Source organism: Ideonella alba (assembly GCF_018069875.1).
Lineage (GTDB): Bacteria > Pseudomonadota > Gammaproteobacteria > Burkholderiales > Burkholderiaceae_C > Ideonella > Ideonella alba.
In genome coordinates this window covers 206098-229392 of record NZ_JAGQDF010000009.1, presented here as the reverse complement: position 1 = coordinate 229392, position 23295 = coordinate 206098, and the positions used below count along the sequence as shown (strand labels likewise).

The window sequence follows — 23295 nt, the reverse complement described above, 5'->3', positions numbered from 1 at the left end:
ACCCTGGTCGTGCGTGACGACGGTACCTTCACCTTCACCCCGGCCAAGGACTACAACGGCCTGATCCCGCTCGCCACTTACACCATCTCCGATGGCCACGGCGGCTTCGACACGGCCAAGCTGATCCTGGGTCCGGACATCATCGACGTCAACGACGCGCCCAACGCCACCGACAACACCTACCAGGTCACCGAGGACACCGCCGTCAATGGCAATGTCATCACCGACCCGGTGGCAGACTCGGATGTCGACGGCGACACGCTGACGGTCACCGAGTTCGCCATCGACACCAACGGCGACGGCGTGGCCGAGACCTTCACCGCCGAGAGCACCGCGACGATCCGCAATGCCCTGGGTGAAGCCATCGGCACGCTGATCGTCCACGCCGACGGCCGCTTCACGTTCACGCCGGCGCCCAACTACGACGGCACCATCCCCGAAGCCACCTACACCATCACCGATGGCAAGGGCGGCTTCGACACGGCCAGGCTGATCCTGGGTCCGGACATCATCAACGTCGACGACCCGTCGGTGCTGGTGGCCGACTCGAACACGGTGCTGGAAGACACGATCGCCAGCGGCAACGTGCTGAGCAACGACAGCGACATCGACAACGTCCTGTCGGTGGCCAGCTTCGTGATCAACGGTGTCAGCCACAACGCCGGCGACACGGTGCAGTTGGCCGGCATCGGCAGCTTCCAGCTGCTGGGCAACGGCAACTACAGCTTCACGCCAGCCGCCAACTGGTCGGGCAATGTGCCGGTGGTGACCTACACCACCAACACCGGCTCGAGCAGCACGCTGGACATCCATGTGACACCGGTGGCTGACAAGCCCACGCTGGTGGTGAACAACCCGCTGACCAGCGGCTCCATCATCTTCAGCAACAGCTGGGAGGCGAACGTCAACAGCACCACCGACCAGACCAGCACCCTGAACGCGGTCACCAACTTCGAGGGTTGGACGCGCGTCGATACCGGCGAAATCCTGACGGGCGGCTCCAACGGTTACGAGATCTGGACCAACCGCGACATCCAGACCTACACGCCGAACGAGGCCGACAGCGGCACCTGGTCGTATCCGGTGGTGGTGGCGTCTGCGGGCAATGGTGATGACTGGCTGGAACTCAACGACGCAGGCAATGGGTCGAACGGCCCGCTGGCGCAGACCCTGGGCATCAGCCGCACCGTCAGCACCGCAGCTGGCCAGATCTACGAACTGTCGTTCGACTATGCGGGTCGCCCGGGCTACACCTCCGAGTACACGACCTTCGGCTTCTATGTCGATGGCGTGCTGATCAAGCAGTACTCGTCGACCAGTCCGACGGCCTACCTGGACTGGAAGAACGTGAAGTTCCGCTTCGAGGGTGATGGACAGGACCACACGATCGAAATCCGTACCAACCGCACCCTGACCCAGGTGGGTGGTCGCGGCGCCATGATCGACGACATCTCGGTGACGTCGACCGGCAGCGGCGTGGTCAATGGCAATGGTGGCACCTTCACCGGCGTCAGCCTGGCCAAGCACGTGAGCGCGGCGCTGGTCGATACCGATGGCTCGGAATCGCTGACGCTGACCTTCAGCGGGCTGGCCCAGGGAACCTCCATCGTCACCAGCACGGGCACCCACCTGGTCGACGCCAACGGCTCCATCACGATCAACGGGTCGGAACTGTCCTCCGCCGTGCTGCATCTGCCCACGACGATCACGGGTCACATCACCTTCAATGTGCAGGCCACGGCCACCGAAGGCGGCAATGGCTCAAGCTCATCGTCGGACATCGGGACCATTGACCTGAACATCGTGGGCCAGTTGACCGAGCGCGATCTGAACGGCGAGAACCTGAACAACATCTTCGGGACCCTCAACGCCGACAACCAGACCGGCACGGCCAACGCTGACCGCTTCGTCGGCAGCGACGGCAACGACACCCAGAACGGCAACGGCGGCAACGACGTGCTGGACGGTGGTGCCGGAACCGACGTGCTCAACGGCGGCGACGGCAACGACACGATCTGGGGCGGCCTTGGCAACGACACCATGACCGGCGGGGCCGGCAGCGATACCTTTGCCTGGACGCTGGCCGACCGCGGTGCCACGCATGTCGACACCATCACCGACTTCGACGCCGCTGCGGCGGCGTCCGGCGGTGACGTGCTGGATCTGCGCGACTTCCTGGTGGGTGAGTGGGTGTCGACCAGCGCGGTCAACAACCTGCAAAACTACCTGGACTTCGACACCACGACCACGCCGGGGACCACGACGATCCACATCAGCTCGATCGGCGGCTTCGTCAACGGGGTGTACGACCCGTCCAAGACTGACCAGACCATCACGCTGACCGGCGTGGATCTGCGCACGGCGCTGGGCCTGACCGGTGCCGCCACCGACGCGCAGGTGATCCAGGAACTGCTGAACCGCAACAAGCTGCTGACCGACAACGGGACCTGACCCGCAGCCGCCCCTTGCGCCCTGACCCTGCGGTCAGGGACCGACAGGGCCGACGCCTCCCAGCGAGGTGCCGGCCCTGTTCTTCTTGCGATGTGCGTCTTGGGTCAGCCGCCGATCGACCCTGGCGCGGCCGCGGTCCGGCCCCGTGGTCCGACCGCATGCTGCGACGATCAATGAAGGCGGCCTGGTGCCGCCAGGTGGGTCACCGGTGCGGCCGGCGACCGGGTCAGGCAGGCCGGTCGTTCAACAGGCGAGCCACCACGGGCCCGGTGACGCCGTCCAGCGCACAAGCCCACAGCGCCGAGGCATCGGCTTCATCGCTCACGCCCTCGGCGAACACCTGCAGGCCGATGCCGTGCAGCATGCGCGCGATGCTCTCCACATGCTCCCGGCGGGCCGTGTCGCTGCCCACGCCCTCGATCAGCGAGGCATCGAGCTTGACGAAATCGAGGCCGGCTTCCAGCAGCACGCCCGCATCACCCAGCTCATGGCCGGCATGTTCCAGGCCCAGGCGCGCACCGCGCGCGCGCGCCAGCGCGGCCAGTTCGCGCACCGCCTGCAGCTGCCGCAGCGCGCCGGACTCGGCCATCTCCAGCCACAGGCCGGGAGCGGCCTCGCGGCGCTCCCACAGCAAGGCCCGCAGGCTGGGCAGGAAGTCGGGCTCGGTGAGCGACCCTGGGCTGATGTTCACGGCCCGTGGCACGCCATCGTTGGCGATGGCCGTCAGGGCCTGGGTCACCGCGATCAGGTCGATCCGGTCCATCTGTTGCACGCGGCGCGCCATCGGCAGCCACTGTGCGGCGGGCAGCCATTCGCCACCCTCGTCGATCTGCATGCGCAGCGGGCACTCGCGGTGCACCTCGGACAGGTCGGCCGCCACCAGCGGGTACTCCACCAGGCGCACCCGCCCGGCATTGATCGCCGCGTCAATGCGCTGGCGCCAGGCCTCCTGGCCGAGCACCAGGCCCTCGCCCGAATCGTCCACCTCGACCGCGAAGGCGCCACGCGACTCGGCACGCGCCAGCGCCTGGTCGGCCGCCGCCAGCAGCGACGACACCGGGGCGGCATGCCACCAGCGCACCGCGCCCACCACGGCCGACGAATCCACCCCATGCTGACGCAGCACGCCACGCAGGCGCGCACCGACGTCCACCGCGGGCTCGCGCAGCGAGCCGGCATCCGGCAGCAGCATCGCGAAATCGGACCCGTTGAGGCGCCCCACCTCGGGCTGCGGGTTGCGCGCCGCCGATTCGCTCAGCGCCGCGGCCGCATCGCACAGCAGCGCGTCGGTGCCGGCGTGGCCCAGACGGCGGTTCAGGCGTTGCAGCTCGGTCAGCCGGATCAGCAGCAGCGCGCCCGAAGCGGGCCCGTCTTCGCTGCCCAGCACGGCCTTGAGCCGGCTGAGGAAATGGGTGCGGTTGGACAGACCGGTCAGCTCGTCGCAATTGGCCCGGCGGCGCAGTTGGTCGACCTGACCCGCCTGCTCGTCGAACATGGCCTTGAGCCGGGTGACCATGCCGTTCATCGCCCGGGTCACGTCGCGCAACTCGGGCACCTGGGGTTCACTGACGGTGACGAAGCGCCGCTCGGTGAGCGCCGCCGCCTGCGCCACCACGGCCTCCAGCGGCTCTCGGATGCGCCGCACGCCCGCCCAGGCGAGCGCGCCGGTCAGCAGGGCCAGCAGCGCGAGCAGACCGGTGGTGACCTGGGCACCGCGCCACAGTTGTTCATAGGCATAGCTGACCTGGCTGACCACCTCCAGCCGACCGATCTGCTTCCAGCCGTCGCCCACCTGCGAGACACCGGTCTCCGGCTCGATGCGCAGCAACTCGATGAACCAGTCCGGCGCGGAGGAGGCGCGCGGCTGCGCCACGCGGCTGGACAGGCGTGAGCCATCGGCCCCCAGCAATTCGATGCGCTGGTAGGCCCCGGTATCGAACTGCGAGGCCAGCATCAGGTCGATGGCCGTGCGGTCACCCCCCTGCTGCCCCAGTGTCAGGGCCAGGGCCTGGGCGGTGTCGTTGTTCTTGGCGGTGAGCTGCGTCTGCAGGTACTCGCGCGCCGTGCTCAGCGACACGCCCACCGCGCCGAGAAAGGCCACGGTCAGCGTGACCACCAGCAGGAGCCAGACTTGGCGGATCAGGGACATGCTTCCTCCGTGCCGGGGTTATACCCCGTCGGCGCGGTGACCGAGGCCGCCATCAGAAGCCCTCCTCACGCGCTTTTCTCAACACCGCCGCCCACCGCGACAGCCGCTCGGTGGCCGACCCCTTCACCGGTGACGACCCCACACCCTCCCAGATCGCCTCGGCGTTGAAGCTGAACACCGGCGTCAGGTCGGGCCGCGCCGACGCCGGCCGCAGGCCAGGGACCAGGTTGTCCAGCACCCAGGGGTCGGCGTCGGGCGTCGGATAGTAGGCCAGCACCATATGGGGCACAGCCAGGCCCAGATCCATGGCGCGGACATACACCAGTCTCAGTTTCCTTTGGGAAACGCCTGCAGCGACCAGCGTGAAATATTTGGCAATTGCGAAATCTTCGCAGTCGCCCGCACCCCGGGCCATGGTTTCCAGCGGGCTGGCCCAGTAATCGGTGACCCCGTACAAATCCAGGTCCGACCGGAATCCGATCCGCTGGTTGAAGAAATCATTCACGGCCGCGATGCGGCCGGGTTCGTCGCGCCCGGGCAACTGCTGCACCAGCTCCTGCACCGCCAGCGCATTGCGCAGCGCCAGCTCGCCCAGCGGCTGGGCGCCCCGCAGCAGGCGCTGGCTGTCCCAGGCCAGACCGGCGTCCACGCGCAGCGCCAGCAGCAGCGCCAGCAGCAGGCCGCCCAGGCCCCAGGCCAGCGATGCCGAACGCTGGCGCGAGAGCACGGGCAAACCATGGGGACGCGGATCCATCCCCCGACTTCGGCATCTGTGCGGGCGCTCTTGAGCCGGGATCGTGGTAGAAATGTGGCAACCCGACCACAAGCGGCGGGCTGGATGCCACGCCGCCCCATCACTTTCCCTGCCCCCCTAGGATACGAATGGGTTAGCTGCGTGCAGCTCCATTACATTCGGTCACCATCGTCGAACCCCCTAGTTCAGTCATGAAGCGAACCATCCTTTGCCTGAGTGCCACCGCGCTCGCCTGTGCCTCCGTCTTCGCACAAAATGCCGCGGTCAGCACCGCTGCCCAGAAGGCCATCGAGACCAGTCCCGATGTGGCTGCCAAGCTGAACGCGCTGCGGGCCTCGATGGACGAGGTGGACGTGGCGTCGGGCGCGCTGCGCCCCAAGGTCGACCTGAGCGCTGACGTCGGCCGCAACAACGACACCATCACCGGTCGCCTCGGCCCCGACACCCAGAGCCTGAACCGCACTGGCGTCGCGCTGACCGCCACCCAGCTGCTGTGGGACGGCTTCATCACCAGCAGCGAGGTGGGTCGGGCCCGCCACAGCAAGCTGGCGCGCTACTTCGAGTTCGCCGACGCCACCGAGCAGGCCGCCCTCGAGGCCGGTCGCGCCACCTTCGACGTGCAGCGCTTTCGCACCCTGGTGACCCTGGCCGAGCAGAACTATGTGCAGCACAAGTACGTGCATGACCAGATCCAGTCCCGCGTGAAGGCCGGCGTGGCCCGGGGCGTCGACCTGGACCAGGCGGCCGCCCGCCTGGCGCTGGCCGAGTCCAACCTGGTGACCGAGAAGGCCAACCTGCATGACGTGACCGAGCGCTACCGCCGCATCGTTGGCGAGATGCCTCCGGCCGGCTCGCTGTCGGGCCAGGCCGTGCGCACGCTGCCGGCCACTCAGTCGGCGGCGCTGGAAGCCACCGCCATCAACAGCCCGGTGGTGTCGGCGGCGATCGAGAACCTGCGTGCGGTGAAGGAGCAGGCCTCGGCGCGCAAGGGCGCCTACCAGCCGCGCATCGAAGCCCGTGTGCGTGCCGGCGCCGGCCACAACTTCGACGGCGTCGAGAACCAGAAGCGCGACATCCTCGGCCAGATCGTGCTGAACTGGAACCTGTTCAACGGCGGCGCCGACGACGCCCGCCAGCGCCAGACCGCCAACCTGCTGAACCAGGCCCACGACCTGCGCGACAAGGCCTGCCGCGACACGCGCCAGACCACCGCCATCGCCTACAACGATGTCGGCAAGCTGGGCGAACAGCTGGCCTACCTGGAGCGCAACGTCGCCGCGATCGAAAAGGCCCGCGACGCTTACCGCCAGCAGTTCGACATCAGCCAGCGCAGCCTGCTGGACCTGCTGAACGCCGAGAACGAGGTCTACACCGCCCGCCGCTCGCTGGCCATGGCCGTGGCCGACCTGGAAGTGGCGCGTCTGCGCACGCTGGCCTCGATGGGCAATCTGGTCTCCGGCCTGGGCCTGTCGCGCGACGACGCCCGCAAGCAGGCCATGGGCAACGAGGAGTGGAGCGCCGGCGAGGACGCCGCCGCCCGCTGCCCGCTGAACCCGACCACGCTCAACACCACCTCGCGCGAGGATCTCGACGCCCGCGCCCGTGCCATGGTCCAGCCGTCGGTGCCCGCCGCCGTGCCGCCCGCGCCGATGCCGCCCAAGGCGGCCGATGCGCCCGCCACGATCGCCGAGCAGCGCCTGCGCGACTGGGCCGCGGCCTGGATGTCCAAGGACATCGAGCGCTACTACACCTTCTACAGCCCGAAGTTCGGCCCGATGAAGGCCAACAAGGACAAGTGGATGTCCGAGCGCAAGCGTCTGGTCACCAAGCCGGGCGAGATCACCGTGCAGCTGGACGACATCCAGGCCAAGACGGTGTCGCCCACCCGCGCCGAGACCACCTTCAAGCAGACCTACCGCTCGTCCAACTACAACGACGTGATGGTCAAGACCCTGACCTGGGAACTCTCGGGCAAGGACTGGCTGATCGTCCGCGAGACCAACCGCTGATGGCCGGCCGGCCTGCCCGGTCCGCAGTACAAGGGCGCGCCGTGTGGCGCGCCCTTTTTTCAGGCCGGGCGAGGCTGAGTGCCCCGTGTTTTTCGATAGACTCCGAAGACAGCGCCCAGGCGGGTGGTGGCCTGTGTCTGACAGCACGCGCCATCCGGTCGTTGCCGCTCTGGCGGCCCGAGGCCAGCGCCCCCCCATTCGCATCCGCTCCAGCACAACGATGAAGTCCTCCCAACGTCCGACCGTGGTCCGTACCCTGGGTGGCCTCGCCGCCGGCCTGCTGATGCTGGCCCCCGCCCTGGTGGTCGAGTCCGCGCTGGCCCAGACGGCCGCCTCGCAGCCGGCGACCGATGTGGCGGAAATCCAGCGCCTGATCAAGGACGGCCAGCACGCCCAGGCCCTGAAGATGATCGACGAGAGCCTGTCGCGCAACCCGAAGGATCCGCAGATGCGTTTCCGCCGCGGCGTGGCGCTGTCCATGCTGGACCGCAAGGCTGAAGCGTTGTCGGTGTTCCAGAAGCTGGTCGAGGATCACCCCGACATGCCGGCGCCCTACAACAACATGGCCGTCATCTACGGTGCGCAGGGCGAGTACGAGAAGGCCCGCGCGTCGCTGGAGCGTGCGATCCGCACCAACCCGGCCTACGCCACCGCCTACCAGAACCTGGGCGACGTCTACGCCCAGCTGGCCAGCCAGGCCTACACCAAGGCGCTGCAGCTGGACAAGAACGACAGCACCTTGCCGCCCAAGCTCTCGCTGCTGCGCGAGCTGACCGCCTCCAGTGCGCCGGCGGCGTCCCCTGCGCCAGCCAAGCCCACGCCGACCCCGGCACCGGCGCCGCAACTGCCCCCGCCGCCGCCCGCAGCAGCGCCGAAGCCGGCACCCGCGGTGCCGCCCGCGCCGGCGCCGGCCGCCAGTGTGGCTGCGGCGCCCAAGCCCGCCGCCTCGGTCGCCGCGGCGCCGGCCGCACCCAAGCCGACGCCGGCCCCGGCCAATGCCGAGGCCGACATCGAGCGCGCCGTGAAGGCCTGGGCCAGCGCCTGGAGCCGCAAGGACATGGGCGACTATGTGGCCGCCTACACCAATGACTATGCGGGCCAGTCCGGCTCGCACAAGAAGTGGGTCGAGGAGCGGCGTGACCGTATCGTCGGCAAGAAGTCGATCAAGGTCAGCGTCAGCGAGCTGAAGGTCAGCGTCAACGGTGACAAGGCCACGGCCCGCTTCCGCCAGAACTACGAATCCGACGCGCTGTCCACCAGCAGCCGCAAGACGCTCGAGCTGGTGCGCAGTGGCGGCAAGTGGCTGATCCGCCAGGAATCGGTGGGCGGTTGAGTCGCCGAGGTTCTCGTATCGCATGGTGATCAACCGCATCCGGCCCGCTCATCGGCGTGGCGCCGCGGCGCTGGGCGCTGCGGGTCTGGTGGCCACGGCCCTGCTGGGCGGCAACGTGGCATCGTCGCTGGTGCCGGCCGCGCCCGAACCGGCCGCCGCCGTCAACAGCACCGCCCTCCCCCTGCTGCCCAGCCCGGAGGCGGGGCGGCCGAAAACCCTGACGCCGCCGGTCAACCTGGTCGACCAGGCCGTTCCTGGCACGGTCCCGCCCGACGCCTTGCGCGGCTCGCCAGAGAGGCGCCTGATCGCGGTCTACCGGCTGCTGGCCTCCGGCCGCTACGAACCCGCGCTGCAGGCCGCCGAAGCCCTGGTGCGCGCCTACCCGAACTTCCGGTTGGCCCAACTGGTGCAAGCCGACCTGATGGTGGCCCGCTTCGAGCCGCTGCAGGACTTCGGCGCCGGTGCCCGGCAAGGCGCTGACACCGGTGAGCGCGGCGAGCTGACCACGCTGCGCGACGAGGCCCGGCTGCGCCTGAAGGCGCTGATCCAGCGTCCCCCCGAAGGCGCCGTGCCGGCCGAGTTCCTCAGCCTGCCGCCCAGCGTGCCCTTCGCGATCGCTGTCGACACCAGCGCGGCCCGCCTGTACCTCTTCGAGAACAGTCCGGCCGGCCTGCGTCTGGTCGACGACGTGTATGTCTCGGTGGGCAAGCAAGGCGTGGACAAATCGGTCGAGGGCGACCAGCGCACCCCGCTGGGCGTGTACTTCACCACCGACCGGCTCGACCCGCGCTCGCTGCAGGAGCGCTTCGGCTCCGGTGCCCTGCCCCTGAACTACCCCAACGCCTACGACAAGCTCAAGGGACGCACTGGCAGCGGCATCCTGCTGCATGGCGTGACCGCCAGCACCTACTCGCGCCCGCCGCTGGACAGCGATGGCTGCGTGGCCATGGCCAATGAAGACCTCACGCGGCTGGCCAGCCGCCTGCCCCAGCGTGACACCCCCGTGGTCATCACGCGTCAGATCCGCTGGGTCGAACCCGCCAAGCGGGCCACGCCCGAGGGCTTTCAGCAGACCTTTGCCCAGTGGCAACAGGCCCGGCTGCGCGCCGACCTGGCGCAGATGCGCGAGCTGTATGAACAGAGCGGTCCGCAGGATGGCGGCGCCGAGCAACGTTTCCGCGCCAAGGTGGCGTCCGCCCCGGAAGGCTTTGGCGAGGTCAGCGTGCTCACCTGGCACGACGACGAAGGCAAGCTGGTCGTGACCTTCAAGGAAGTCGGCAGCGGCCCCAAGGGCCGCGACCGGCTCATGCGGCAGTACTGGCGCGAGACGCGCAGCGGCTGGCGCATCGTGGCCGAAGGGCCGGTCCGCTGACGGCGCCTGCCGGCTGAACGCACAAGGGGCCCCTCAGGCCCCTTGTCGTGTCCGGCCGTTGCCGGTCTCAGCGCTTGCTCGGCGGCAGGTCAGTACAACTGCCGTGCGCCACTTCCGCCGCCATGCCGATGCTCTCGCCCAGCGTGGGGTGCGGGTGGATGGTCTTGCCGATGTCCACCGCGTCGGCGCCCATCTCGATGGCCAGTGCGATCTCGCCGATCATGTCGCCGGCGTGGGTGCCCACGATGCCGCCGCCCAGGATCTTGCCGTGGCCATGGGCCTCGGGCGAGTCATCAAAGAGCAGCTTGGTGAAGCCCTCGTCGCGGCCGTTGGCGATGGCGCGGCCTGAAGCGGTCCAGGGGAACAGGCCCTTCTTCACCTTGATGCCTTGCGCCTTGGCCTGGTCCTCGGTCAGGCCCACCCAGGCCACCTCGGGGTCGGTGTAGGCCACGCTGGGGATCACGCGGGCGTTGAAGGCGCTTGAGGCCAGTTCCTTGTTGCCCTGCAGTTCACCAGCGATCACCTCGGCGGCCACATGCGCCTCGTGCACCGCCTTGTGGGCCAGCATCGGCTGACCGATGATGTCGCCGATCGCGAAGATGTGCGGCACGTTGGTGCGCATCTGGATGTCGACGTTGATGAAGCCGCGGTCAGTCACCGCCACCCCCGCCTTGTCGGCAGCGATTTTCTTGCCGTTGGGCGTGCGGCCCACGGCCTGCAGCACCAGGTCGTAGGTGCCTTCGCTCTTCGTGCCGTCCAGGCCCTCGAACTGCACCGTGATGCCTTCGGGCGTGGCCGTCGCGCCGACGGTCTTGGTCTTCAACAGGATCTTGTCGAAGCGGCCCTTGTTCATCTTCTCCCAGACCTTGACCAGGTCGCGGTCGGCGCCCTGCATCAGGCCGTCCATCATCTCCACCACATCCAGGCGGGCGCCCAGTGTGCTGTAGACGGTGCCCATCTCCAGGCCGATGATGCCGCCGCCGACGATCAGCATCTTCTTGGGCACGCCCTGCAGCGCCAGCGCGCCGGTGGAGTCCACCACGCGCGGATCGTCGGGCATGAAGGGCAGGCGCACGGCCTGCGAGCCGGCCGCGATGATGCAGGTCTTGAAGGCCACGACCTTCTTGCTGCCGGTCTTCTCCTGGCCGGTGCCGGTGGTCTCTTCCACCTCCACATGGTTGGGGCCGACGAAGGCGCCGTAGCCGCGCACGGTGGTGACCTTGCGCATCTTGGCCATCGCCGCCAGGCCGCCGGTCAGCTTGCCGATGACCTTTTCCTTGTGGCTGCGCAGCTTGTCGATGTTGACGCTGGGGGCGCCGAACTCGACGCCCAGGTCGCCCAGGTGGCTCACCTCGTCCATCACCGCGGCCACGTGCAGCAGCGCCTTCGAGGGGATGCAGCCCACGTTCAGGCAGACACCGCCCAGCGTGGCGTAGCGCTCGACGATCACCACCTTCAGGCCCAGGTCGGCCGCGCGGAAGGCGGCCGAGTAGCCGCCGGGGCCGGCGCCCAGCACCAGCACATCGCACTCGATGTCCGCGCCGCCGCCGAAGCTGGCAGCGGTGGGCGCCACCACCGGGGCCGTTGCGGCCGGCGCCGGCGCTGCCACGACAGGGGTGGGGGCCGGTGCCGGCGCGGCGGCCGCACCAGCGGCCTCCAGCACCAGGATCACCGAGCCCTGGTTGACCTTGTCACCCAGCGCCAGCTTGAGTTCCTTCACCACGCCCGCGTGGCTGGAGGGGATCTCCATCGAGGCCTTGTCGGACTCGACGGTGATCAGGCTCTGCTCGGCCTTCACCGTGTCACCCGGCTTGACCAGGATCTCGATCACGCCCACGTCCTTGAAGTCGCCGATGTCCGGCACTTGCACGTCGATCAATGCCATGTGCAGCTCCCGGTCACAGCGCGATCCGACGGAAGTCGGACAGCAGCGAGGCGAAGTAGACGTTGAAGCGGGCCGCGGCGGCACCGTCGATCACGCGGTGGTCCCAGCTCAGGCTCAGCGGCAGCATCAGGCGCGGGGCGAACTGCTTGCCGTCCCACTTGGGCTCAATGGCGCTCTTGCACACGCCCATGATCGCCACTTCCGGCGCATTGATGATGGGGGTGAAGTAGCGCCCACCGATGCCGCCCAGGCTGGAGATGCTGAAGCAGCCGCCGCTCATGTCGGCCGGGCCCAGCTTGCCGTCGCGCGCCTTCTTGGCCAGCTCGGACATTTCCTGGCTGATCTGGAAGATGCCCTTCTTGTCGGCGTCCTTGATCACCGGCACCACCAGGCCATTGGGCGTGTCCGCCGCGAAGCCGATGTGGAAGTAGTTCTTGTAGACCAGCTGGTCGCCATCGAGCGAGCTGTTGAACTCGGGGAACTTCTTCAGCGCGGCCACGGCCGCCTTGATCATGAAGGCCAGCATCGTCACCTTGACGCCGGACTTCTCGTTCTCCTTGTTCAGCTGGACGCGGAAGGCTTCCAGGTCGGTGATGTCGGCGTCGTCGTGGTTGGTGACGTGCGGGATCACCACCCAGTTGCGGTGCAGGTTGGCGCCCGAGATCTTCTTGATGCGCGAGAGGTCCTTGCGCTCCACCGGGCCGAACTTGGCAAAGTCCACCTGCGGCCAGGGCAGCAGACCCGGGAACGCACCACCGGCAGCCGCCGGCGCGGCGGCCGGCGCCTTGGCCTTCTGGGCGGCCGTCTGCACGGCGCCAGCCATCACGCTCTTGACGAAGTTCTGCACGTCGTCCTGGGTGATGCGGCCCTTCAGGCCGGAACCCGAGACCTCGGCCAACGGCACGCCCAGCTCGCGCGCCAGCTTGCGGATGCTGGGGCTGGCGTGGGGCAGGCCGGGGGCGGGCGTGCCGGGCTGGTGGGCCGGCACGCTGGCAGCGGCCCCGGCCGGTGCCGCGGCGGCCACGGCCGGGGCGGCGGCCACCGGCGCGGCGGCGGCCGGTGCCGGTGCGGCGGCGGCAGGGGCGGCCACGCCACCAGCGCCTTCGAGCACCGCGATCAGCGTGCCGATGTTGACCTTGTCGCCCAGCGAGACCTTGAGTTCCTTGACCACGCCGGCATGCGACGACGGAATCTCCATCGAGGCCTTGTCGCTCTCGACCGTGATCAGGCTCTGCTCCACCTTGACGGTATCGCCCACCTTGACCAGCAGCTCGATGACGGCCACGTCCTTGAAGTCGCCGATGTCGGGCACCAGCACCTCGATGCGGCCGGCCGGCGCGGCAGCCGCCACCGGCGCGGCGGCCGGGGCGGCGGCCACTGGCGCGGCCACCGGTGCCACTGCAGCGGGCGCCGGCGCCGGCGCAGCCGCCTCACCGGCGGTCTCCAGCATCAACACCAGCGAGCCTTCGCTGACCTTGTCGCCCAGGGCCACCTTCAGCTCCTTGACCACGCCGGCATGCGACGAGGGGATCTCCATCGAGGCCTTGTCCGACTCCACCGTGATCAGGCTCTGTTCGGCCTTCACCGTGTCGCCGGGCTTGACCAGCAGCTCGATGATCGCCACGTCCTTGAAGTCCCCGATGTCGGGGACCTTCACTTCAACCAATGCCATGTCTTGTCTCCGTCGGGCCGCGCGTCAGGCGTACAGCGGGTTGATCTTCTCGGTGTTCAGACCGTACTTGGCGATCGCCTCGGCCACCTTGGCGGCCGGCACGCTGCCCTCGTCGGCCAGCGACTTCAGCGCCGCCACGACGATGTAGTGGCGGTTGATCTCGAAGTGCTCGCGCAGCTTGCTGCGGAAGTCGCTGCGGCCGAAGCCGTCGGTGCCCAGCACCTTGAAGGTCCGGCCCTTGGGGATGAAGGCCCGCACCTGTTCGGCGTAGTTCTTCATATAGTCGGTCGACGCGATCACCGGGCCCGGGTGCGGGTCCAGCTGCTGCGCGATGAAGGGCACACGGGCCGCCTCGGTCGGGTGCAGCAGGTTCCAGCGGTCACAGTCCTGGCCGTCGCGGGCCAGTTCGTTGAAGCTCGGGCAGCTCCACACATTGGCGGCCACGCCCCACTCTTCTTCCAGCAGCTTCTTGGCAGCCATCGACTCGCGCAGGATCGTGCCGGAGCCCAGCAGGTTGACGCGCGGTGTCTTCTTGGCGCCCTCTTCCAGCAGATACATGCCCTTGATGATCTGCTCTTCGGTGCCGGCCTTCAGGCCCGGCATCGCGTAGTTCTCGTTGAGCAGCGTCAGGTAGTAGAAGACGTTCTCCTGCTTCTCGACCATGCGCTTCAGACCATGCTGCATGATCACCGCCACCTCGTGCGCGAAGGTGGGGTCGTAGGAGACGCAGTTCGGGATCGTGCCGGCCAGGATGTGGCTGTGGCCGTCCTCGTGCTGCAGGCCCTCGCCGTTCAGCGTGGTGCGGCCGGAGGTGCCGCCCAGCAGGAAACCGCGCGCCTGCATGTCGCCAGCGGCCCAGGCCAGGTCGCCGATGCGCTGGAAACCGAACATCGAGTAGTACACGTAGAACGGGATCATGATCCGGTTCGACGTGCTGTAGCTGGTGGCCGCGGCGATCCAACTGCTCATGCCGCCGGCCTCGTTGATGCCTTCCTGCAGGATCTGGCCGGCCACGTCTTCCTTGTAGTACATGACCTGGTCCTTGTCGACCGGGGTGTACTGCTGGCCCTTCGGGTTGTAGATGCCGACCTGGCGGAACAGGCCTTCCATGCCGAAGGTGCGGGCCTCGTCCACCAGTATGGGCACCACGCGCGGGCCCAGCGCCTGGTCGCGCAGCAGCTGCGTCAGGAAGCGCACATAGGCCTGGGTGGTACTGATCTCACGGCCCTCGGCGGTGGGCTCCAGCACGGCCTTGAAGGTCTCGAGCGAGGGCACGGTGAAGCTCTCGTCGGCCTTGGTGCGGCGCTGCGGCAGGTAGCCGCCCAGCGCCTGGCGGCGCTCGTGCAGGTACTTCATCTCCGGCGTGTCGTCGGCCGGCTTGTAGAACGGGATCTTCGGCAGCTCGCTGTCGGGGATGGGGATGTTGAAGCGGTCGCGGAAGTACTTGATGTCCTCGTCGGTCAGCTTCTTGGTCTGGTGGACGGTGTTCTTGCCCTCGCCGGCCTTGCCCATGCCGAAGCCCTTGACCGTCTTGATCAGCAGCACCGTGGGCTGGCCCTTGTGGTTGACCGCCTTGTGGTACGCGGCATAGACCTTCTGCGGGTCGTGGCCGCCGCGGCGCAGGTTCCAGATGTCGTCGTCGGACATCTTGGCCACCATCTCCAGCGTGCGCGGGTCGCGGCCGAAGAAATGCTTGCGCACATAGGCGCCGTCATTGGCCTTGAAGGCCTGGTAGTCGCCGTCCAGCGTCTCCATCATCAGCTTGCGCAGCGCGCCGTCCTTGTCGCGCGCCAGCAGCGGATCCCAGTTGCTGCCCCACAGCAGCTTGATGACGTTCCAGCCGGCGCCGCGGAACTCGCCTTCGAGTTCCTGGACGATCTTGCCGTTGCCGCGCACCGGGCCGTCCAGGCGCTGCAGGTTGCAGTTGATGACGAAGATCAGGTTGTCCAGGCCTTCGCGGGCGGCCAGGCCGATCGCGCCCAGGCTCTCGGGCTCGTCCATCTCGCCGTCGCCGCAGAACACCCAGACCTTGCGGTTGCTGGTGTCGGCAATGCCGCGGGCGTGCAGGTACTTCAGGAAGCGGGCCTGGTAGATGGCCATCAAGGGGCCCAGGCCCATGCTGACGGTGGGGAACTGCCAGAAGCCGGGCATCAGCTTCGGGTGCGGGTAGCTGGACAGGCCCTTGCCGTCGACTTCCTGGCGGAAATGCAGCAGTTGCTCCTCGGTCAGCCGGCCTTCCAGGTAGGCGCGGGCGTACACGCCGGGGGCCACGTGGCCCTGGAAGTAGACGCAGTCGCCGCCGTGGTCCGGGCCTTCGGCGTGCCAGAAGTGGTTGAAGCCGGCACCGAACATGTGGGCCAGCGACGCGAAGGAGCCGATGTGGCCGCCCAGGTCACCGCCATCCTCGGGGTTGTGGCGGTTGGCCTTGACGACCATGGCCATCGCGTTCCAGCGCATGTAGGCGCGCAGGCGCTCTTCCACCTCGATGTTGCCGGGGCAGCGCTCTTCCTCGTTGGGCTCGATCGTGTTGACATAGCCCGTGGTGGCCGAGAACGGCATGTCCACGCTGTGCTGACGGGCTTCCTCCAGCAACTGTTCCAGCAGGAAGTGGGCGCGGTCAGGACCTTCCTTGTCGATCACGGCCTGGAGGGCATCCAGCCATTCGCGGGTTTCCTGGGCGTCCAGATCGGGCGGCAGTGCACCGGGACGGGCGTCGGGGCTGGCGGACATGGATTTGTCTCCTGTGAAGGTCCGTTTGGGGGATGTCGGATCGGCGCGAAGTGTCGCACAGGCTTTTGGAATTTTCAAATCGCGGACAATCATTTCATATTACGGAATTCGTGACGCATCTGGCCGATTCCGGACCGTGTCCCAGGTCACGCGGGCCGGATAATCCACACCGCATGAGCAAGCTCGCCGAACTTTCCGCCACCTACCGCTCGCGGCTGAACCGCCTTTTCGGACGCTGGTGGCGCAAGCAGTCCCCGGCGCGCCAGGACCGCTTCGCCACGATCGGCCCGCTGCTGTCGGTGCTGATGTTCCTGGCGGCCATCACCGCCGCGTCCTGGTACCTGCGCAACGAGGAAATCGAGCGCACCGCCGAGGCGCTGCGCCGCGACACCGAGGTGGCCCAGCAACAGATCCGGCTGCACCTGATCGAGAACCAGGAGCAACTGGTGCGCATCGCCCGCGAGCTGGCCACGCGCGACATCACCACCTCCGATTTCCTGGACCAGGCAGCCACCTTCCAGCGCGAGCGCCCTGCGGTGCGGCGCATCGCCTGGATCACCGCCCAGCGTCAGGTTCGTGCCAGCCAGGAACTGATGGGATTTGCGCCGCTGGTGGCCACCGACGGCGTCAAGACCGACCCCTCACTGCCCGCCCAGGGCCAGCCGATCGACGCCGAGTTCACCTTCCAGGCCGCCCGCGACAGCCGCCAACCGGTCTACTCGCACGCCTTCACCGATGCCGCTGGCGTGCCGGTGTTCCAGATCCAGGTGCCGCTGATCGACCGCGGCAACTTCAATGGCGTGCTCGCCATCGACTACGGCATCGAGGCCCTGCTGCGCCACCATGTGCCGCCCGAGGTCACGCGCCGCCACAGCATCGCCGTGCTTGACAGCGGCGGCCGCACGCTGACCAGCACCGTCACCGCGATGCCCGGCCAGCGCAGCAGCCCGCCCTCGCTGAGCTACGAGCTGCCGCTGGCGCCGATGTCCAACGGACTGGTGCTCAAGGGCATGGGCTACCGCACCTCGGTCGGCCTCATCGGCAGCACGCTGTTCTGGATGGTGGTGGCGCTGTCGGTGCTGACGGTGTGGATGCTGCTGGGCACCTGGCGCCATGTGCGCCGGCGCGCGCAGATCCAGGGCGCGCTGGTGCAGGAAACCAACTTCCGTCGGGCCATGGAGAACTCCATGCTGACCGGCATGCGGGCGATGGACCTGGAAGGCCGGGTCACCTACGTCAACCCGGCCTTCTGCGCGATGACCGGCTTCTCCGAGGACGACCTGGTCGGCGGGCGCCCGCCCTTCCCCTACTGGCCCAGCGACCGCATCGAGGAGAACTCGCGCCTGCTGCAGCAGGAGCTGCAGGGTCGCAGCCCGGCCGGCGGCATCGAGGTCAAGGTGATGCGCAAGGATGGCTCGGTCTTCGATGCGCGGATGTACGTCTCGCCGCTGATCGACCCCAAGGGCCAGCAGACCGGCTGGATGACCTCGATGACCAACATCACCGAGGCCAAGCGCATCCGCGACCAGCTCAGCGCCTCGCACGAGCGCTTCACCACCGTGCTGGAAGGCCTGGAGGCCGCCGTGTCGGTGATGTCGGTCCAGCACAACGAGCTGCTGTTCTGCAACCGCAGCTACCGGCTGTGGTTCGGCGCCGACGCCCAGGGCCATTCGCTGCTGGCCAGCAGCGCCGGCGACAGCGTCTTCCAGACCGAGGACGACGAGGACGTCGACAACCTCTCCGGCCTGCCCACCCATCCGCTGACCGAGACCAGCACGCAGCCGCACGAGGTGTTCATCGACTCGCTGCAGATGTGGTTCGATGTGCGCTCGCGCTATGTGCAATGGACCGACGGCCGCCTGGCCCAGATGCTGATCGCCACCGACATCACCGCCCGGCGCCGGGTGGAGGAGCTGGCGCGCCAGCAGGCCGAAAAGGCCTCGGTGACCAGCCGGCTGATCACGATGGGCGAGATGGCCTCGTCGGTGGCGCATGAGCTGAACCAGCCGCTGACCGCGATCAACAACTACTGCAATGGCATGGTCAGCCGGGTGCAGGCCGGGAGCATCAGCAACGACGACCTGGTGGCGGCACTGCAGAAGACCGGCCGCCAGGCCGAGCGCGCCGGGCAGATCATCCACCGCATCCGCAGCTTCGTGAAACGCAGCGAGCCGCAGCGCCAGGCGGCCCAGGCCAAGGACATCGTCGAGGACGCGGTGGAGCTGGCCGGCATCGAACTGCGCCGTCGCAAGGTCAACATCCACACCTATGTGGCCCAGCGCCTGCCGACGCTGCATGTCGACCCCATCCTGATCGAGCAGGTGCTGCTGAACCTGCTGAAGAACGCCGCCGAGGCGATCGACGGCGCCCGCATGCCGCCCACGCGGCGACACATCGAGCTGCGCGTGGCGCCGCGCCACACCGCCGAGGAAGGCGGGGTGATCGAGTTCAGCGTGACCGACACCGGCCCCGGCATCCCCGAGGACGTGCTCAGCCGACTGTACGAAGCCTTTTATTCGACCAAGGCCGACGGCATGGGCATCGGCCTGTCCTTGTGCCGCTCGATCATTGAGTCGCACCGTGGTCGGATGAGGGCCCAGAACCAATACAATGGCACGCATGTGACGGGGTGCCGGTTCGCCTTCACCCTGCCCGTCGACCTCAGCCAGCGCGCCGAGGCACCGCCGGTACCCGAAGTACCCGACGAGGCCGCGGCCGCCAACCCCAACGCTGCTTCCTCATGAGCCTGATCCCCAAGAAAGGTACCGTCTACGTGGTCGACGACGACGAGGCGGTCCGTGACTCCCTGCAATGGCTGCTCGAGGGCAAGGACTACCGGGTCAAGTGCTTCGACTCGGCCGAATCCTTCCTGTCGCGCTTCGACCCGCGCGAGGTGGCCTGCCTGATCGCCGACATCCGCATGGACGGCATGAGCGGTCTGGAACTGCAGGACCGGCTGCTGGAGCGCAAGAGCCCGCTGCCCATCGTCTTCATCACCGGCCACGGCGACGTGCCCATGGCGGTGAACACCATGAAGAAGGGCGCGATGGACTTCATCGAGAAGCCCTTCAAGGAAGAAGAGCTGGTCTCGCTGGTCGAGCGCATGCTGGACCAGGCCCGCGTGGCCTTCAGCCAGCACCAGGAGCAGGCCAGCCGCGACGCCCTGCTGTCGCGCCTGACCACCCGCGAGGCGCAGGTGCTTGAGCGCATCGTCGCCGGCCGCCTGAACAAGCAGATCGCCGACGACCTGGGCATCAGCATCAAGACGGTCGAGGCGCACCGCGCCAACATCATGGAAAAGCTCAACGCGAACACCGTGGCCGACCTGCTGAAGATCGCGCTGGGTGCTTCCCAGAAGGCCTGATCCGGCCCGACACCACCGAACGGGGCCTCGCGCCCCGTTTTGCATTCCTGATCCCTCCTGCACACACACCGCCATGACCGCCCAACTGATCGACGGTAACGCCCTCTCCGCCCAGGTTCGCGCCGAGGTGGCGCAACGCGCCGCAGCCCTCACCGCCCGCGGCCACCGCCCGGGCCTGGCGGTGATCCTGGTGGGCGACAACCCCGCCAGCGCCGTCTATGTGCGCAACAAGGTCAAGGCCTGCGCCGACGCCGGCTTCCACTCGGTGCTGGAGAAGTACGACGCCGACCTCTCCGAGGCCGCGCTGCTGGCCCGGATCGACGCCCTGAACAAGGATCCCGCCATCCACGGCATCCTGGTGCAACTGCCGCTGCCCAGGCACATTGATGACCACAAGGTCATCGAGACCATCTCGCCGGCCAAGGACGTCGACGGCTTCCACGTCGCCAGCGCCGGCGCGCTGATGGTGGGCGAGGTCGGCTTCAAGGCCTGCACTCCCTACGGCTGCATGAAGATGCTGGAATCCATCGGTCTGAAGGACCTGCGCGGCAAGCATGCGGTGGTCATCGGCCGCAGCAACATCGTCGGCAAGCCGATGGCGATGATGCTGCTGCAGGCCAATGCCACCGTCACCGTCTGCCACAGCGGCACGGCCGACCTGGGCGCCTTCACCCGGCAGGCCGATGTGGTGGTGGCCGCGGTGGGCAAGCGCAACGTGCTGACCGCCGACATGGTCAAGCCCGGCGCGGTGGTGATTGACGTGGGCATGAACCGCAACGACGAGGGCAAGCTGTGCGGCGATGTCGACTTCGCCGGTGTGCGCGAGGTGGCGGGCTGGATCACCCCGGTGCCCGGCGGCGTCGGCCCGATGACCATCACCATGCTGCTGGTCAACACGCTGGAAGCCGCCGAGCGGGCCGCCGCCTGACCCTGGGCCCTTCACGGACACCCTTGCGCGCCGAAGATCACGCCATGAACACCGACAACCCGCTGCTGCAACTCGACGGCCTGGTGGCCTATGACCTGATCCGCCCCGAGCAGGTGGCGCCCGCGATGACCCAGCTGCTGGCCGACGCCGAAACCGCGCTGGACCGCTGCGTCGGCCCGGATGTGGCGATCGACTATGACGCCTTGTCACTGTCGCTGGGCGTGGCCACCGAACGCCTGTCGCGCGCCTGGGGCGCGGTGGGTCACCTGTGCCACGTGGCCGACACGGCCGAGCTGCGCGCCGCCCGCGCGGAGCTGCTGCCCCGCGTCACCGAGTTCTACACCCGCCTGGGCAGCGACGAGCGCCTGTACGCCAAGTACAAGGCGCTGGCCGCCAGCCCGCAGGCGGCCACGCTCAGCGCGCCGCGCCAGTCGGCACTGGCCCACTGGCTGCGCGACTTCCGCCTGGGCGGCGCCGACCTGCAGGGCGCAGCCCGCACCCGCTACGCCGAGATCCAGGAGCGCAGCGCCGCGCTGTCGCAGGCCTTCTCGAACCACGTGCTCGACGCCACCGATGCCTTCGCCCTGTACCTGGAGCCCGCGCAGCTCGACGGCGTGCCGGCCGATGCGGTGCAGGCCGCCCGTGCCGCCGCCGAGGCAGAGGGCCGCGCCGGCTGCAAGATCACGCTGCATGCGCCCAGCTACCTGCCGGTGATGCAGTACGCCCACGACCGCGCGCTGCGCGAGCAGCTCTACCGCGCCTATGTCACCCGGGCCAGCGAGTTCGGTCCGCCCGAACGCGACAACGCGCCGGTGATGGCCGAATTGCTGCAGCTGCGCGCCGAGGAGGCCGCACTGCTGGGCTTCGCCAACTTCGGCGAGCTGTCGCTGGCCGCCAAGATGGCGCGCAGCCCGGACGAGGTGATGGCCTTCCTGCGCGACCTGGCCCGGCGCGCCCGCGGCCCGGCCCAGCGCGACATGGCCGAGCTGCGCGCCTTTGCCACGGCGCAGCTGGGGCTGAACGAGCTGCAGTCCTGGGACATCGCCTATGTGAGCGAGAAGCTCAAGGAGGCCCGCTACGCCTTCAGCGACCAGGAGGTGAAGGCCTATTTCCCGCTGCCCAAGGTGCTGGACGGCCTGTTCTCGATCATCTCCTCGCTGTTCGACGTCACGATCACGCCGGCCGAGGCGCGCACCTGGCACCCGTCGGTGCGCTTCTTCCGGCTGGAGCGGGCGGGTGCACTGGTGGGCGAGTTCTACCTGGACCCCTATGCCCGCCCAGGCAAGCGCCCGGGCGCCTGGATGGACGACGCACGCGAGCGCTGGCTGCGCCCGGACGGCCGCGGCCTGCAGACCCCGGTGGCCCATCTGGTGTGCAATTTCGCCGCCCCGGTGGGCGACAAGCCGGCGCTGCTGACGCATGACGACGTCACCACCCTCTTCCACGAATTCGGCCACGGCCTGCACCACCTGCTCACCCGCATCGAGGACATGGGCGTCTCGGGCATTGCCGGCGTTGAATGGGACGCGGTGGAGTTGCCCAGCCAGTTCATGGAGAACTTCTGCTGGGAATGGGACGTGCTGCAGCGCCTGACCGCCCATGTCGACACCGGCGAGCCGCTGCCGCGTGCGCTGTACGACAAGATGAACGCGGCCAAGAACTTCCAGAGCGGCATGCAGACGCTGCGGCAGGTCGAGTTCGGCCTGTTCGACATGCGCATCCACACCGAAGCCGATGCGCCCGGCCGCGTGCAGGCGATTGCCGAATCGGTCCGCGACGAGGTGGCGGTGGTGCAGCCGCCGGCGTTCAACCGCATGCCCAACACCTTCTCGCACCTGTTCGCCGGGGGCTACGGCGCGGGCTATTACAGCTACAAGTGGGCCGAGGTGCTGTCGGCCGACGCCTGGAGCGCCTTCGAGGAGGCTGGCGTGCTGGACGCCGCCACCGGCGAGCGCTTCCGCCGCGAGGTGCTGGAGGTCGGCGGCAGCCGCCCGGCGCTGGAGAGCTTCCAGGCCTTCCGCGGCCGCGAGCCCCGCATCGATGCGCTGCTGCGTCACCAGGGCATGGCTGGCTTGCCCGCCTGAGCGCCCTGCCCGACACTATGACCGTGCCCGCTTTCGCGCTCACCCACCGATGAACCACCGCCCCCTCTTCCGCCCGTTGGCGTCGCTGGCCCTGGCCACCCTGTGCCTGGGCAGCGCCTGGGCGCAGACCCTGCCCTATGAACTGCGTGAGGCCAGCAACCGCTACCCGGTGCAGCTGATCACCGGCAAGGATTGCCGCGCCTGCGAGCCTGCGCGCCAGTTGCTGGTGCAGCGCGGCGTGCCGTTCACCGAGAAGAAGGTCGACACCGCAGGGGACATCGCGGCGCTGCGCCACCTGACCGGCGCCACCTCGCTGCCGGTGCTGATCGTCGGTCGGCAGCAGGTGGTCGGTCTGGTGAGCCAGGAGTGGAACAGCTACCTGGACGCCGCCGGCTACCCCAAGGACAACCGCCTGCCCAAGAACTGGGCCCGCCCGGCCCCCGAGCCGCTGGGCCCGGCCGTGCCGCCGGCGCCCGCGGTGCCCAGTCCGGCGCCAACCTCTCCGGCGCCTGAGCCCACCGACGACCCGTCGCGGCCGAAGATCCGCTTCTGAGCGTCGGCTGA

At 68.5% G+C, this 23295-nt stretch carries 14 protein-coding genes; 9 read left to right on the top strand and 5 right to left on the bottom strand.

Going from position 1 to position 23295, the window contains the following annotated elements; translation table 11 throughout:
* The coding region (locus KAK07_RS25825) for a cadherin-like domain-containing protein (protein ID WP_210853830.1) at positions 1-2451 on the top strand (2451 nt) is incomplete at its 5' end.
* A 226-nt stretch (positions 2452-2677) separates the two neighbouring features.
* On the opposite strand, the gene KAK07_RS16575 is transcribed toward KAK07_RS25825, so the two are convergent.
* Positions 2678-4600, bottom strand: coding sequence for a bifunctional diguanylate cyclase/phosphodiesterase (locus KAK07_RS16575; RefSeq protein WP_210853829.1), 1923 nt, complete (start codon positions 4598-4600; stop codon positions 2678-2680).
* A 52-nt stretch (positions 4601-4652) separates the two neighbouring features.
* Entirely contained in the window at positions 4653-5354 is a 702-nt protein-coding gene (locus KAK07_RS16570; protein ID WP_210861968.1) for a transglutaminase-like cysteine peptidase, read from the bottom strand.
* A gap of 191 nt (positions 5355-5545) precedes the next feature.
* On the opposite strand from KAK07_RS16570, the gene KAK07_RS16565 reads away from it, so the two are divergent.
* The 3 genes from KAK07_RS16565 (at position 5546) to KAK07_RS16555 (ending at position 10068) form a co-directional block, all read left to right on the top strand.
* Positions 5546-7363, top strand: a complete 1818-nt coding sequence (locus KAK07_RS16565) for a TolC family outer membrane protein (protein WP_210853827.1) — start codon at positions 5546-5548, stop codon at positions 7361-7363.
* A 220-nt stretch (positions 7364-7583) separates the two neighbouring features.
* Positions 7584-8696, top strand: a complete 1113-nt coding sequence (locus KAK07_RS16560) for a nuclear transport factor 2 family protein (RefSeq protein WP_210853826.1) — start codon at positions 7584-7586, stop codon at positions 8694-8696.
* 22 nt (positions 8697-8718) lie between these two features.
* Positions 8719-10068, top strand: coding sequence for a L,D-transpeptidase family protein (locus KAK07_RS16555; RefSeq protein WP_210853825.1), 1350 nt, complete (start codon positions 8719-8721; stop codon positions 10066-10068).
* Positions 10069-10135: 67 nt separating this feature from the next.
* On the opposite strand, the gene lpdA is transcribed toward KAK07_RS16555, so the two are convergent.
* Genes lpdA through aceE form a run of 3 tightly spaced genes read right to left on the bottom strand, consistent with a single transcriptional unit; the run spans position 10136 to position 16355 of the window.
* Positions 10136-11953, bottom strand: coding sequence for a dihydrolipoyl dehydrogenase (lpdA, locus tag KAK07_RS16550; RefSeq protein WP_210853824.1), 1818 nt, complete (start codon positions 11951-11953; stop codon positions 10136-10138).
* Between the two features lie 13 nt (positions 11954-11966).
* Positions 11967-13625: a dihydrolipoyllysine-residue acetyltransferase gene (aceF, locus tag KAK07_RS16545; RefSeq protein WP_210853823.1), complete on the bottom strand. Its 1659-nt coding sequence runs from the start codon at positions 13623-13625 to the stop codon at positions 11967-11969.
* 24 nt (positions 13626-13649) lie between these two features.
* Positions 13650-16355, bottom strand: coding sequence for a pyruvate dehydrogenase (acetyl-transferring), homodimeric type (gene aceE, locus KAK07_RS16540; RefSeq protein ID WP_210853822.1), 2706 nt, complete (start codon positions 16353-16355; stop codon positions 13650-13652).
* A gap of 173 nt (positions 16356-16528) precedes the next feature.
* On the opposite strand from aceE, the gene KAK07_RS16535 reads away from it, so the two are divergent.
* From KAK07_RS16535 to KAK07_RS16515, 5 genes are all read left to right on the top strand, one after another.
* Positions 16529-19099, top strand: coding sequence for a PAS domain-containing sensor histidine kinase (locus tag KAK07_RS16535; RefSeq protein ID WP_210861961.1), 2571 nt, complete (start codon positions 16529-16531; stop codon positions 19097-19099).
* Positions 19096-19719, top strand: coding sequence for a response regulator transcription factor (locus KAK07_RS16530; RefSeq protein WP_210804387.1), 624 nt, complete (start codon positions 19096-19098; stop codon positions 19717-19719). Before KAK07_RS16535 ends, KAK07_RS16530 begins: the two co-directional genes overlap by 4 nt.
* Positions 19720-19792: 73 nt before the next feature.
* Positions 19793-20647: a bifunctional methylenetetrahydrofolate dehydrogenase/methenyltetrahydrofolate cyclohydrolase FolD gene (folD, locus tag KAK07_RS16525; RefSeq protein WP_210853820.1), complete on the top strand. Its 855-nt coding sequence runs from the start codon at positions 19793-19795 to the stop codon at positions 20645-20647.
* Between the two features lie 44 nt (positions 20648-20691).
* Positions 20692-22731, top strand: a complete 2040-nt coding sequence (locus KAK07_RS16520; protein WP_210861959.1) for a M3 family metallopeptidase — start codon at positions 20692-20694, stop codon at positions 22729-22731.
* A gap of 49 nt (positions 22732-22780) precedes the next feature.
* Positions 22781-23284, top strand: a complete 504-nt coding sequence (locus KAK07_RS16515; protein ID WP_210861957.1) for a glutaredoxin family protein — start codon at positions 22781-22783, stop codon at positions 23282-23284.
* The last annotated feature ends 11 nt before the right edge of the window (positions 23285-23295 follow it).